Consider the following 15,180-nt stretch of genomic DNA (forward strand, 5'->3'; position numbering starts at 1 on the left):
AAGTTCGTTCCTATATTTCAATCCATAAAATTATTTCATTATACAAACAATTTAGATTTTTTATACATAAAAAGACTAGGATTTAAAATTCCTAGTCTTTGTTAATTCGATATAAATCGATTTTAAAAATTAAAAATCCATCTCATCCACACGAGGTGCGCCCGAAGTCACTGAAATTGTCTTTAAGACTTCTCGCTCGTCTTTGCTGAGTTCAATTCCAAAACAGTCAAGATTGCTCTGGATGCGAGAGGCTGTCACGGACTTAGGTAGGGGTAAAAATCCTTCTGCCAAACTCCAAGCCAAGGCAATTTGAGCCACTGTTTTCCCATGCTTCGCAGCAATTTTTTGGACTTCTTTCTGTTCAAACAACTCCCCTTGCCCAAATGGTCCCCATGCCTCTAAGAGAATTCCTTTCTCTTTACAGTAGTCAACCACTTCCTCTTGATAAACTCCTGGAGCCAAGCGTACCTGATTGACCGCCGGGATAATTCTTGCTGTCTCAAGCAAGGCATCCAAATGATGGGGAAGGAAATTACTAACGCCGATAGCACGGATTTTTCCTTCTTGGTAAAGGTCCTCCATCGCTCTCCAGACTTCAGCATTGCGAGTTTTCCATTCGTCATTTTCTCTTAAAGGTTTTGGATTTGGCCAATGGATAAGGTACAAATCTAGATAATCCAATCCCAGTTTTTCCATTGATTCTTCAAATGCTTGGCGAGCTTCATCATAGCTGTGATTGGTATTCCAGAGTTTGGTCGTTACAAAGATTTCTTGTCGTGGAAGACCGCTATCTCGAATAGCACGACCAACACTTTCCTCATTTTTATAGATAGCTGCAGTATCGATATGACGATAGCCAGCCTTTAAGGCTTCTAAAACGGCTTGGTAGGCTACCTCTCCATTTTCAGCTTTCCATGTTCCAAATCCTAGTACAGGAATTGAAACTCCATTATTAAGGTTGTAAGATTTCATCGTTTTTCCTTTCTATGTGAAGAAAATCTAAAGAAACAAAATCCTGATTATCAGAACACTTGCCCCTTTAGATTTTAACAATTATTGATCACGATCGTAATAGATCTCGTGAGCTTTCAAGCGAGAATTGAGCAATTCAGGAACCGTCACAAATGTATACCCTTCACCCTTTAAATACTCAATGACACTTGGTAGAGAATTAACCGAAGGACCATGAATATCATGCATGAGGATGATGGAACCATTGCGAACCTGACGTTGAATCTCTGTCAAAATGGCTGTCTCGTTTTTACTCTTCCAGTCCAAACTATCCACGTCCCACATGATGAAGCTTAAATCAAGGCCGTTTCGAATATCATCAGTGATGGCACCATAAGGTGGGCGCATCAGTTTAGAGCTTGATCCTAAAACTTGAGTTAACAAATCTTCTGTATCAGTGATTTGCTTTTTAGCATCTTCGAGCGAAAGTTGTGAAAGAACGGGATGACTCCAGCTGTGGTTTCCTACAACATGACCTTCTGATTTCATTCGTTTTAGAAGATTTTCATTACCTGCAATGTTTTTACCAAGTACAAAGAAGGTTGCTTTTACACCATATTTAGCTAAAGTATCCAAAGCCTGCGTGGTTGTAGTTGGATTTGGACCATCGTCAAAAGTCAAGGCTACAACTTTTTTATTTTTCTTAGCAAAGTATGCTTGGTAGAGTTCAGCATCCTTTTCTAATAGATAAGAAGACTCAATGACATCAAAGAAACTGGATATGGGCAAAGCAATTTCCTCAACAGTCTCTCCAGCATTAGCAGGATAAAGGATGATTTGACTATCCTTATAATCAAAGCTCCAAGATGTCAATTCTTGGTCTGTGAAGCTCTTTATAACTTGATCAATTTTTGCCTGATCAAGTTTCTTATCTTCTAGAGTTGATTTGATTTGAGTCAGTAAGAGTTCCTTAGCCTTGCTTGCATCTTTGAAGAGTTTACTGAGGTCAAAATCTTTCCCATCTTCGGTCAAGAAAATTTTCCCTAAGGAAGTCTTTTCTTTTTCTTCAACCTTTGATGCAGACAAATCGTAGACTTGCTTGCTGATATTACGAGCAACAACTCCCTTTAAGACAGGATCCAACTGCTCGGTATAATAAAAGACCAAGTCCTCTTTATCTTCCAGCTTTTCTTTGATATCCTGGTTGATTTTTTCTCTAACAGACGCAATGACTTCCTCTCCTTGTAGAGGATAGTAGGCAATCACCTCAGCTTGACCTTTTCGAAAATGGTCCTTCTGACTACCTGAGTTGAATTGCTGGTCCTTTTCGCTCTTCAGCGCTTCAATTTTTTGTTCGTAAGATTGCTTTTGTAGTAGCTTATAACCAATAGCACTTCCTAATAGAATCGTAGCAATTCCTAAGATTCCAACAAGGGAAAGCAATAGCCTTCTCGTTTTATCGTGAGAAACACGTTTCGCTCTATTTTTTTTCATATTTCCATCATATCAAATCGAGGCTATTATTTCAATGATAAACAAGAATTCTGATTTCTTTTTAGAAAAATAAAAAAGCTTAGAAATATCTAAGCTTCTCGTTTAGAAACGAATCGTTTCACGTGTTTTCTCATATGAAGTTACAAAACGGTTTGTGACTCCTGGTTCAGCAACTTCCAAGGCTTGTGAAATTTTTTCAAATGACGCCTGGTAGTCAAACTCTTTTTCAAAAATTTCAAGCGCTTCGTTGAAGGCCTCTTGGATACGCTCATCAAATGAACGGTAACGGTTTGAGTATTGGAGTAGTTGCTCAGTCAAGGTTGCATATTGAACGATATCATAGGTTTCTGTTTCAAGTGCTTCCATATCATTTGTTGCGACTTCAAGAATTCGTTTAACCGATTCAATATTCACTTGTGGTTGTTCTAACTCTGCCATCAAATCTTCTGTGTTATGACTTGCAGTAAAGAAAAGTTTCAAGAAACTTTGAGGAATACCTGGCAAGTTTCTCTTCTCCATGTAACGTTTGATAGTATGCAAACGGTTCACATAGACATTTGCTTTTTGGCGAGCATTGAGGTCGTCTTTTTCAATTTGCGCAAGTCGTTCGCTAACAGAGATTTGCTCATCCTCTATATCCTTGAGGTTGCTTTGAAGCATTTCCAACTGTTCTTCAAGAGCAGAGTAGGCTTGTGTTGACTCACCTTGATCCTCTGTCACTTCCATGATTGCCGTATCAAGTGCAGCCAATTCTGCTTGAAGACGACGAACATGATTTCCATCACTTTCAGGAAGAAGGTAGGTTTTAGTCAAGCGTTCAAGATCTTGAACAAGCACCTGATTATTTTCTTTCAAGTGGTTGAGATAAGTTGGTAATGTAGCAAGAAGACTTTCAACCACTTTTTGAGCTGCAATTTCACGAGTGAAGATATCATAAAGTGCGTTGATTTCTTCTTGGATGCGATTATTTTCATACTCTGCATTGTCCAATTCCAACTGACGAATATTTTCTTGATTATTTTTCAAAGACTCATGCAAAAGTTGGAAACGAGACTCAATATCTGTTTCTGTAAAGTGATAGTTAGCATCCAAAAGCTTGCGATAGCCTTCTTCCAAATCTGCCAATTGGTCTGGCAATTCTTTTGTCAAGGTTTCAACAAGAGCTGGAATTCGCTCAACGATGTGTGTCAAAGCGAGAATATGATTTTCAGTTGAATCAAGAATTGCTGCTGCTTCAACTGGGTCACCTGATGAATTTAGGGTAACAAATTGAGAGAATTCTGATTGAATGTTTTCCAATTGTTTCTCAATCTCAGGAAGGGCCTTCCCATATTTCTCCGAATCTTCTGCAACGGTATGTTGAAGGGATTCAAACAAGTCCAAGGCATGAAGGACACGGCCACTATTCTTAGATTCTTGTTTTTCAAGTTCAGAAAGGGCATTGCGAATAGCAGCAATATCTTCTTCAATCAAGCCGATTTGGCTCTCAATTTGATCAAGTTTGTGCGTTGCCTTAAAGAAACGGAAAGAATTATTGTAGCTTTCAGCTTCAAAGAGGTGATTTTCAATATCAGCAAATGAGTTCAGAGATAAATCAACCCATTTTTGATTCCATTCACGGAAGGTCACCTGACTTTGACCAATCAAGTGCATGTTTTTAACGGCTTCAACCTCATCATTTACAGGAAGGTTGTAGAGTTCTTCTTTTCTTTCTTCAAGGGCCGTTAATCTGCTTACATTACGCTTACGTAAAAAGATAGCTGTTACATAAGCTAAGATCAGAATGACTGCAATCGCAACCATTAGATAAATTAGTTGTCCATTAGACATATCAAACTCCTTTTATACTAGAAACAATCGTAATGATTATATCATATTTTTTAAACCAAGGGAACTATTTCCCACATTTTTTAGACGTCAAGTGTACTGTAAACAGCGTTTTCTTCGATAAATTCGCGACGAGGTTCTACTCGATCTCCCATCAACATATCAAAGATTTTATCTGCTTCGGCAGCATCATCTACCGAAACACGCGCCATCAAGCGATGTTCAGGATCCATGGTTGTTTCCCATAATTGGTGGTCATCCATTTCTCCCAAACCTTTATAACGTTGGATGGTTGGTTTTGAACGCCCTTCACTATGACGTGCTAAGGCTTCTTGGAGTTTAATTTCTTGATCTGCACCAGGTTGAATGTATTCTTTGATCTCACTTCCAACTTTAACCCCATAAATCGGTGGTTGGGCAATGTAGACATAACCAGCCTCTAAGATTGGTTTCATGTAGCGGTAAATCAGGGTTAGCAGGAGTGTTCGAATGTGGGCTCCATCAACATCGGCATCGGTCATCAAAACGAGTTTTTGGTAACGAGCCTTAGTGACATCAAATTCTGCACCAAATCCTGTTCCCATGGCTGTGAAAAGGCTTCGAATTTCTTCGTTTGCAAGGATTTTATCCATACTAGCTTTTTCAACGTTCAAGATCTTACCACGAATTGGAAGGATAGCCTGGAACTCACGGTTACGACCAGATTTGGCTGATCCACCAGCTGAGTCTCCTTCGACGATGAAGAGTTCGGTTTCAGCTGGGTTGTTCGAAGAACAGTCTGCTAGTTTTCCTGGAAGATTGGAAATTTCCAATCCAGATTTCTTGCGCGTGACTTCACGCGCACGCTTAGCAGCCACACGAGCCTTGGCAGCCAAAATCCCTTTTTCCACGATACGCTTGGCAATCTGTGGATTTTCCATGAGAAAATCAGAGAAGGCATCGCTGAAGAGGCGATTGGTGATCTTGACCACTTCACTGTTCCCCAGTTTGGTCTTGGTTTGTCCTTCAAACTGCGGGTTTGGATGCTTAACTGAGATAACTGCAGTCAAGCCTTCACGGACATCTTCCCCTGTTAGGTTATCTTCATTGTCTTTTAGTAGCTTATTCTTGCGAGCATAATCATTGATAACACGCGTCAGGGCTGTACGGAAACCTTGCTCATGCGTACCACCTTCATGGGTGTGAATGTTATTGGCGAAACTCATGACGTTTTCGTGGTAACCGGTTGTGTACTGCATGGCTACTTCAACTGTGATATCATCCATCTCACCGTCTGTGTAGATTGGTGTATCAAAGATAACATCCTTGTTCTCGTTGATATATTCAACGTAGCTAGCAATCCCACCCTCATAGTGGTAATGTTTAGTCTGTTCGAGACCATCACGCTTATCTGTGATGGAGATTTGAAGACCTCGGTTCAAAAAGGCTAGTTCTTGAATACGTTTGTTTAATTTATCAAAATCAAAAGTCGTTGTTTCTGTAAAAATCTCTGGATCTGGTGTGAAGTGAACTGTTGTTCCAGTTTTATCTGTATCTCCAACCACCTCAAGATCAGCAACAACATGACCACGACGGTATTCTTGGTAATGAATCTTACCGTTTTTATGGACATGAACATCTAGTTGAGTTGAAAGAGCATTTACTACTGATGAACCTACACCGTGCAATCCACCTGAAACCTTGTATCCGCCACCGCCGAATTTTCCTCCAGCGTGAAGAACTGTAAAGACGGTCTCAACAGCGGGACGCCCTGTTTTTTCCTGAATATCAACAGGAATTCCACGCCCATCATCCACTACGGTGATGGAGTTATCTGGCTCTATAAAGACTTGGATATGACTGGCAAATCCAGCTAGGGCTTCGTCAATTGAGTTATCAACGATTTCCCATACTAGATGGTGAAGACCTTCTTTTGAAGTCGATCCAATATACATACCTGGACGCATACGAACAGCTTCAAGTCCCTCCAAAACTTGAATTTGACTGGCATCATAATCCTGTGCCTGTTGATTTTTGATTTCTTCTGTCATTTTTTCCCTTTTCTTACATGTCTATTGCTTGTCTCAATGTCGCAACGTTATTAAAAAGATAGGCATCTAAGCCAGCAGCTTTACCTGCTTCTACATCTATATTTCTGTCACCAATGACCAAACCAGATGTAATATGATATTTATCACGTAAATAAATCATGGACTCAGGATCTGGTTTTCGTTTAAAGCCAGAACTGGCAGTCACCACCTCGGTGAAGTAGTTCGCTATCTGGGTCTTAGCAAGAAGTTCTAGAACTTGGTCATTTCGATGAGAAACCAAGAAATGGCGACCACCCTTGTCCGAAACGTCTTTGAGTAATTCTGGAATTCCCTCAAACAAAACTGGATGTTCTAGCTCACGCGCTTCATTTTCTTTATAGTTCTCTAAAAAATCCTCGATATCTGGTGCAAACTTCTCGATGGCAAAAGCTGTCGAAACCTTCAAAGCTTCGTAGACTCGGTCGTGTTCTTGCTCTATTCCGTATTGGGCTAAGGTTTCTACAAAGGCTGCAGTAGAAGTCTCATAATTATCCAATAGGGTACCACCTAAATCCCATATATAGTCGTGATATTTCATACCCTTCATTATACCATTTTTTTATGAAAAAAGCGATGATTTCCTAGATTTTTCGGCTCTATAATTTATATAGAGAGTAAAACACTATTGCATCTATGGAGCCTTTTTGTGAAGAATAGCTCCTCTATAAATAATCAAGCAAAATCTTTCTTATCTCAAATGTACAAATTAAAGAATAGAAACTACTAACAACCGCGTCATTGTTCACAAACGAAACGCTTTTGGATTTTCAAACTTTAAAAATAGAATACTCATTGCTTTGAATACCACAATAGAGTGCAGAAAAAGATTATTCCAATATGGAGTCCCTTGTTAATTCATTACAGTTCCCAATGATTCCATCTTTCTTTTCAATTGTAATTTATTCTCCAAACAGGCAAAAAACGATAACGTCCTTTTAAGGTGTTATCGTTTTTGTATATCATCAGATAAAGTTTGATTTTTATTGAGCTAAATTCGATTAGTTTCTTCCGAAGTTTTGACCTCTACCATCGCGGTCAAAATACATCCAACTTCCATCTTCAAGTTGAATCCATTTGCTTCGAGCCATATCCCCTGAATTGGCATCGAAATATCGACTAACCCCATTCACATCAACAACTTTTCCTTTGACTTGCTTGCCGTCTTGCGTGAAATAGAGAGTCTGTTGACCAACCTGCTGCAAGCCTGTCACTGCTTTTCCATCTTGATCAAAATAGTACCACTCATTTTGGGAACCTTCGACAAACTTGTTGGTTGCCATCTCTCCTGAGTTAGCATCAAAGTAACGGATACTCTTATCTGAAAGTGTCACGATTTTGCCCTTGACTTGCTTGCCATCTTGGTCGAAGTAAAGTGTTTGTTTGTCAATCTTTTGAAGGCCTGTCACTGCTTTACCAGTTTGGTCAAAGTAATACCATTCGTTCTTGGCACCTTCTGCAAACTTGCCGACTGCCATTTCTCCTGAGTCGGCATCAAAGTAACGGATGGATTTATCAGCCAAAGTTACTACTTTACCCTTGACTTGCTTACCATCTTGGTCAAAGTAAAGTGTTTGTTTGCCAATCTTTTGAAGACCTGTCACTGCTTTACCAGTTTGGTCAAAGTAATACCATTCGTTCTTGGCACCTTCAGCAAACTTGCCGACCGCCATTTCTCCTGAGTTGGCATCAAAGTAACGGATACTCTTATCTGAAAGTGTCACGATTTTACCCTTGACTTGCTTGCCATCTTGGTCAAAGTAAAGTGTTTGTTGACCAATCTTTTGAAGACCTGTCACTGCAACTCCATCTGCTCCGAAATAGTACCAATCACTTGGGTTATCACCTTGAGCAAAACGATTGATAACAGCATTTCCTGAATCCTTGTCAAAGTAACGAAGTTTGCCATCTTTAGCACTCACAATCTTGCCCTTAACCTGATAGCCGTTTTCATCAAAGAATTGCTGTCCATCTCCTATCTTGACAAGACCTCGAGCCATAACGCCCTTGGCATCAAAGTAACGCCAGTTTTGACCATCAGTAGTGTAGTAACGGTTGAGAACTTGGGCACCAGTTTGATCATAGTAGTACTGATTACCATTTTCATCTTCACGGATAGAATCACGAAGTTGAATACCATTCTTCAAGAAATAAACGTGCTTGCCATCAATTTCATGAGCACCTGTTACAAGATAGCCTCGTTTATCGAAGTAATACCAATTTCCATTTTCATCTTGGATAAAGGAATTTTTAGCTTGATAACCACTAGTTGAATAGAACTTAGTACCATTGGCATCACTAACAAATCCTGTGTAAGCATTCTTATTAACTAATTGCTTAGGCAATACTATCTCGCCATTTCTGTTAGTGAGATAGTCGTTGCTAGCCCAGTCTTTAAGAACATAGTAAGCACCACGACCTAAGATATTGGTACCATTGAAGTACTTAGCCGACCACTTGGTAATCTTCTCATCTGTTGTCATCTTTTGACCATTGGAAATCTGTACTCGTTCAAAGATTTCTGGATATTTAGCTTTGAGCTCATCTAAGAAGGCGCCACCGTACTTACCTTGGAAATCAGTTCCATTGGTCTTACTATTAGCTACATAGAGTTTTTCCTTGATTTCTGCACCTTCACGGTAGGTTCCGTAGTTGTTGACACGTGTTGCTGTTACCACTTCCTTACCTGGTAGGTTATAGATTTGGTCTGGTACCCAGTCCGCGATGGCTTGGATATTAACACTGTGAAGCGCACGAAGAGCATTGAGCAAATCTTTTAAAGAACCATATTTATTGTTCTTGCTCATCGCCATATCATAGCGGTCTTCAAAGGCATAACCATTCTGAATGATAGAATCTAAGAAAGTACCGTCTTGGCTAGATACATACTGAGGTGGTAGCTCAAATGAAGTTACTCCCCATTCCTTGAAGAGGTTGACATTTTTAGCAATAACTTTATTGGTATATTGGTCATCGCGGGTTGCAAAGTCCTGGAAGTTAGAGAAGCCTTCGTAAATCAACTGAGAATCAAGGGCTGCGCTAGATTCGTAGACCTGACCACTAGCGTTTTTCTTCTTGCTTGCTGTTGTACGAGCATCCTGATCTGCCTTAGCGCCAACTGGTACCCAAACAGCCAGATATCCAGAAACCTGTACATTGCTATAGCCTGCAATATCATTCATATCAAAGGTTAAAATACCATTAGCATCTGTCTTCTTCCAGAGCGATTGCGGCACTTCTTCGTCAGTTAGATAGCGGGAAATGCCATCTTTGGTCGTCAAAAGCACAGGGCGATAGTATTGATTCTTGTGGGCTGCTCCCATATTGACTTGCAGTTTATCCCATTCGTTCAGTTTCAGGTTAGGGTTGTTAGAAGCAATAACAGCCATCCCTTGGGTACGGGTTTCTGCTGTTCCTTCATCTGTTGCTTCATTGGCACCAGTACCGTAGCGAACAGAAGTCAAAATACCATTATAAGACCATTTATCAGCCTCACGAGGTACACCCATATAAGTGACTTTCATGTCTTGTCCACCTGCTACATACTTAATACGAGCACGCAACAAGGCATCAATAGCATCGTGGTAAGGAGATTTTTTCTCCATGTATTGACCATCATCGGTATAGAGGTCACCATAGTAGATCCGAGTGATAGAGTCTTTATTGGAGAGCATGAGAGCGTGAGCAGTTGGGATGTTGAACTGCGTATACTTCTTGTCTGCCTTGCGCATATCTTCGTTGTAGATCTTGAAGGCTTGCTTGAGTTCATCCATGGTAAAGGTCAAACCATCCGTATTTGGATTGATATTTTCCCGGATGATGTCAGCAATAACGGTTTGTACTTCACTGTCATGGGCCCGCACAAAGATATAGTTAGCCATCCGTTCGCCATTTTTCTTTTCAGAAGAACGGTCATTTAAACTATTTGTAATCGTTGGCTCTACTCCGCTACGGATAGATAGATTACGCATGAATGAATAAAGCAAGGACAAGCGTAGCTTGTTGTCAATTGCTAGTTGAGCGCCTTTAGTATCTTTGTTGTAGTCAGGATCGTTATCAGACCAAGCTTCCAAGATAGACAAATGCTTAATGGCTTCTTCTTCACTTTCTCCCACCTTGTAGCGAGACTTGAAGTAGTCAGATGCGATTTGGAGCAAGTCTGCGTTGACATTGTCCACCGCATCGACACGAACTCCATCAAAATTAGCAGTCGGATCATTGGCTACGATGCTTCCAAAGTTCATCATAAAATGCAACCAGTTGAGTTGTTCGGCCTGAACAGCTGGATTAGAGTTGTCAAAGTCGTTAGCGAGCAAGAACTCATAACCACCGTTTGACTTGTCAATGAAGTACTTAGGTTTACCTGTTTGACTAGTAGGGGTACGGTTAAGCAGACGGAACTTAGAGTCAGCATGAGAGCTCTTCTCATTATTAGTATAAAGCAAAGCTCCACCCTGCAAGTGGTCCTTTTTAGTACCAGTTGTTTCAGACTCTGTCTTGATATTCCAGTTTGGCTGGGTTTTGACAAAGGCACTCATCAGCGTTCTCAACCATTTTGTATCGCCTTCTTTACCAATTTTTTCCTCAATTTTGCGCTGAACCTGCTGAGAAGCTCCTGTCAGGAGAGCTTGTTCAACTTTGTTTTCAAAAGCACCTGCTCCCAGACCTTGCTGGTTCATATAGTTGAGGTAATTAATCTGAGTACGCTTATCAGGCCACCAAGCCATCAAAAGAGGACGCAAGTCTGTTTCTGTCGAAGCCGTCCATGTTTTTCCATCTTTTAAGATGAACTTTGGACGATACCAAGTATCTGCTGTCAAATAACCGTCTACAGTTTCAATATCCTTGTCAGTCGTACCATAGAAAGCATTCTTTTGTGAGAATTCATTATTGAGACTGCTGGTTCCTTGTTGGAACTGATATTCATTTGAATCAACTAATGCACCAGTTTCTGCATCAAAATAAAGTATTCTCCCATTAAGTTCAACTGCAAAATTCTTTTTAACTGTACCATCGTCCTGAACATAGTAATTTTTACCATCAATGGTCTTAATATGAGATAGGACATCATCATCATGGTCAGCATTTACAGGTGCAGGTTGAGCCTGATCTGCTACCATTCTTTCAGCTACTACTCCTTGTTTTTGAGCAGGTTCGGGCAAGCGATCTTTCTTTACAACCTTTGGATTTGCAACAATTTTGTCTTCAACAGCCGTTTTTTCTCGTTTGTTGTCATCTTGCTCTTGGGCAGTTGTTGGCCTTGCTTGTTTATCCTGGTCTGCTACTTCAGTTTTAGGAGTTTCTGTGATTGCATTAGCAGCTTTAACTTCTTCAGCAACAGCAGCCTTTTCTGTAGATGCTTCTTTCGTATCTGCTGGTTTAGCAGGCTCTTGAGCATTGGTTTGAACTGTTGCTTCTGTATTTTCTGCTGGTTTAGCAGGTTTTTCACTAGCAGCAACATCGCCTGTCACCTTGTCTGCAGGGGTTGCTTTTTCTGCTTCTTGCTCAGATGCTATTTTAGCTTGGGCTGGAGTTTGCTGACCCGGATCACTAGTCTGAGCTGTAGCAGGTTCTTGAACCACAACCTGCTTTACATCATCCGCATGGACAACGCCTGGTTCTAGACCAAGTACCTTTGGTGCTACAATAAGGGCCAAGGTCGTCAAAGCAATGGCTACCCAGTTTTTCTTAACTTTATGCATCTTATAATGAATCTTTTTCTCCATCATAAAGCCTCCTTCTGAATTTAGTATAAAGTTATGCCCTTATTCTAGTATATTTTTCAAAATGATCATTTTTTGTTGCACATCTACAACTATGAAAGGCAAATTCTTTCAAACTGTTCTTTAAGTTTTTGGGCAACACCAAAGGAATCTAAAAATTCAAAAAAAGATAGGCATTGCTCGATGTCACTGAGAGCATTAGTATTCCCAACCTTGTAGGCATACAGAGCCCTATGATACTTAATCAGCGTTCGATCATATAGATCTGTTTCAGGGATTTTAGAGTGGTCGAGATAATTGAGAAACCTCATAGCAACTAGCAGATGGTTTCCTTCTATACAGACGCTAATGACATTAAGTAGCATCTTGATAATACGGCGGCGATTTTCAGGTAGGTTGTTATAAAACTGGGTACGATTGATCATCTCACTAGCAAAGGTTTCCAGCGTTTCCAAGGTCATCAAATCAACACTGTTTGTAAAAAGCCAGAGTTCATAACGTCCCCACTCCTCAACAGAAAAGAGATGATCCGTCAGGAATTCTATATCCTTCTTGCTAATCTGAAAATCTGAGCAACAGGAGGACAAGAGGGCCCTGACAATGATTGTATTGAGTTTATAGTTTTTTTTCTCAGGAAACTGTTCGGTCAATGCTTCTGAGCTTGACAAAATATTTTGGAGCTTGACAACATTGTTTTCCTGATATGCATCAGCTACTTTTTTTGAGAACAGCACATCATCTGAATCAATGTAATTATGGTAAACATACTGAAACTCCTCTAGGGAAACGGCCATATTTTTTAAACAGCAATAAAAAGAATCAAGTGTGATCCCATTGACTCCCCGTTCAAAACGGGATAGCTGAGCCACGGAAATATCACCAGCAGCCACCTCTTTCAGGGACATTTTTTTTGATTCTCTAATGACTTTGAATATTTTTCCAAATGCTTTCAACATATCACTCCCCCAGTTTCGTATATGCAAAAAATTCTGACTAATTTTAATATACTAGTAACATGTTTCAATTACATTACAGAGAAAGTACTTTATATTTCAAATTAATACAAGCAGATTAATTCGCATGATAAGACCGTTTAATATAGCATTTGTTGAATATTCTATCTTTTTCAAGAATCTTTTGATTTCAGTAACAATCTGAAGTATTCTATCTAACAACTTGAAACCACTAACATTTCTAGAGATAGATTTCCTTCTTATGCTAGACAAAGCTTGATTGATTTATAAAAGATTGATATAAAAGCGCAGGACAATCATATGAAACATTTTTTAGAAATGGAGTAAATAAAAAAACGAGAGCCGAACTCTCGTTTTACTGTTGATTTCCAAAGACATCTCGATAGAGCATGCCGACTCGTAAACTTTCAGCATCTCCTCCCAACTGCTCTACCAACTCATAGGCAAAGGCAAGTGCGGTTGATGGTCCTCGGCTAGTTGTTAGATTACCATCCACAACCACGGTTTGCTTTTGATAAATTCCGTCAGTAATTTGCTCCTGAACTCCGTCATAACAAGTAAAGTGCTTGTCTTTCAGGATACTTGCTTGATGAAGAGCAATTGGGGCTGCACAGATGGCAGCAATTTTCTTTCCAGCTTGGTCAAAGGCTTTAATCTGTGAAATGAGGGCTGGATTATCCCGTAGGTGAGCTGAGCCTGGCATACCACCTGGAAGAACTACCAAGTCATAGTCGGACAAATCACCATCAAAGATACGGTCAGCTTTTACCTGAATGTCATGTGACCCTGTCACCTGCTCTTCAAATCCTACCATATCACAAGAAATGTTTGCTCGACGCAAGACATCAACTACTGTCAAGGCTTCAATTTCTTCAAAACCCTGGGCTAAAATAACTGCTACTGTTGCCATAGTGGCCTCCTTATTTGATTTGTTTTAGGACGACTTTCTTTCGTTTGAATGGAACTTTTCCACTTTTCTCTTCTGCTAGATTGGTCTGGTAACTCATAGACAAGAGGAGACCGACACCAATGAGGTTGCTAATAATTGCGGAGCCCCCTTGAGAGATGAAAGGCAGAGGAATCCCTGTCAAAGGAAGTAAGCCTGTCACGGCACCGATATTTTCAAAGATATGGAAGAGCAACATCATGATAAATCCAGTCGAAATGTAGGTGTAGAACTGGTTATTTGACCTGAGCGTAATCTTCAACATCCGGTAAATAAGAAGCAAGTATAAAGCAACGACAAAGACCGAACCAATGAAGCCAAAGTCTTCAGCAATTACGGTAAAAATCATATCACTTTCACGTACTGGAATGAGGAGATTGGACACATTGAAACCTTGTCCAAACAAGCCACCACTTCCAATCGCAATTTGTCCCTGCGCCTGTTGGTAAGTCGTTGTTTGCGCAAAGTCAAAGGGATTGAGCCAAGCCAAGATGCGGTTAATCTGGTAAGTTGGCATCCCAATCTGATGCAAGAAGGCACGTCCATCCTTGCTTATAAAGATGGCCATGAAGCCTGCAACTGCAGTCACTCCTGTCACAAAGACCGGAATGATAATCTTCCACGAAACACCTGAAAGGAGAACCATACCGGAAAAAATAGCTACAAAGACCAAGGCAGTCCCCAGATCACTTTGTAGGGCTAAGAGGAGCAAGACTGGTATGGTAAAGGCGATCATCCAACCAATCAATAGGAAATCCAAGGGAATAGTCCGTCGCCATTCCTTGTGTTTTTGAGTGAATCTTACAATGGCTCGAGCCAACATCAAGATATAGGAAATCTTCATGAATTCCGATGGCTGGAAAAGTGTCGTTCCACCAATCGATACCCAGTTCTTGGCACCTGTTGACGCTACAAGATTTGGATTGAAGAAAACAAGAGGGAGAACCATCAAAGCCAACCCTAGACCATAAAGATAGGGAGTCACCTTCCATAAAAACTCGGTATTAAAGAACATGACCACAAATCCAATGACAAGCCCCAAGGAAATCCAAGCGATTTGCTGACCTAGAATTGGTAATACATTATTTGGATAGTCATGACTAACTGCTATATAAATGGCCACTACTCCAATCACCAGTAAACAAAACACTGGTAGGAGAAGGCTATAATCGACTCGAGAGTCGAGTGAACGTTTCATA

General features: G+C 40.3%; 9 protein-coding genes. All 9 read right to left on the bottom strand.

The annotated features are described in order from the left end of the window. Positions 1–129: 129 nt before the first annotated feature. On the bottom strand, positions 130–972 hold the full coding sequence (locus tag MK395_RS05295; protein WP_061587562.1) for an aldo/keto reductase: 843 nt from the start codon (positions 970–972) through the stop codon (positions 130–132). Positions 973–1,053: 81 nt separating this feature from the next. Then, positions 1,054–2,445 (bottom strand): peptidoglycan-N-acetylglucosamine deacetylase PgdA, encoded by a 1,392-nt coding sequence (gene pgdA, locus MK395_RS05300; protein ID WP_084849415.1) that lies wholly within the window; start codon positions 2,443–2,445, stop codon positions 1,054–1,056. Between the two features lie 102 nt (positions 2,446–2,547). Then, positions 2,548–4,275: a septation ring formation regulator EzrA gene (gene ezrA, locus MK395_RS05305; protein ID WP_268711437.1), complete on the bottom strand. Its 1,728-nt coding sequence runs from the start codon at positions 4,273–4,275 to the stop codon at positions 2,548–2,550. Positions 4,276–4,355: 80 nt separating this feature from the next. Further along, positions 4,356–6,302 (bottom strand): DNA topoisomerase (ATP-hydrolyzing) subunit B, encoded by a 1,947-nt coding sequence (gyrB, locus tag MK395_RS05310; protein WP_255777723.1) that lies wholly within the window; start codon positions 6,300–6,302, stop codon positions 4,356–4,358. A 13-nt stretch (positions 6,303–6,315) separates the two neighbouring features. After that, on the bottom strand, positions 6,316–6,879 hold the full coding sequence (locus tag MK395_RS05315; protein ID WP_025168831.1) for an HAD-IA family hydrolase: 564 nt from the start codon (positions 6,877–6,879) through the stop codon (positions 6,316–6,318). Positions 6,880–7,339: 460 nt separating this feature from the next. Next, a complete protein-coding gene (locus MK395_RS05320) occupies positions 7,340–12,067 on the bottom strand; it encodes a glycoside hydrolase family 70 protein (RefSeq protein ID WP_268711438.1) in 4,728 nt (1,575 codons plus the stop codon). An 86-nt stretch (positions 12,068–12,153) separates the two neighbouring features. Next, positions 12,154–13,017, bottom strand: a complete 864-nt coding sequence (locus MK395_RS05325) for a helix-turn-helix domain-containing protein (RefSeq protein ID WP_000909920.1) — start codon at positions 13,015–13,017, stop codon at positions 12,154–12,156. 373 nt (positions 13,018–13,390) lie between these two features. After that, positions 13,391–13,945, bottom strand: a complete 555-nt coding sequence (locus tag MK395_RS05330; protein WP_139689323.1) for a DJ-1 family glyoxalase III — start codon at positions 13,943–13,945, stop codon at positions 13,391–13,393. Between the two features lie 10 nt (positions 13,946–13,955). Next, complete coding sequence (locus MK395_RS05335) at positions 13,956–15,179, bottom strand: FtsW/RodA/SpoVE family cell cycle protein (protein ID WP_139689324.1); 1,224 nt, start codon at positions 15,177–15,179, stop codon at positions 13,956–13,958. Between the last annotated feature and the right edge of the window lies 1 nt (position 15,180).

Source organism: Streptococcus oralis (genome assembly GCF_026782085.1).
GTDB lineage: Bacteria > Bacillota > Bacilli > Lactobacillales > Streptococcaceae > Streptococcus > Streptococcus oralis_DA.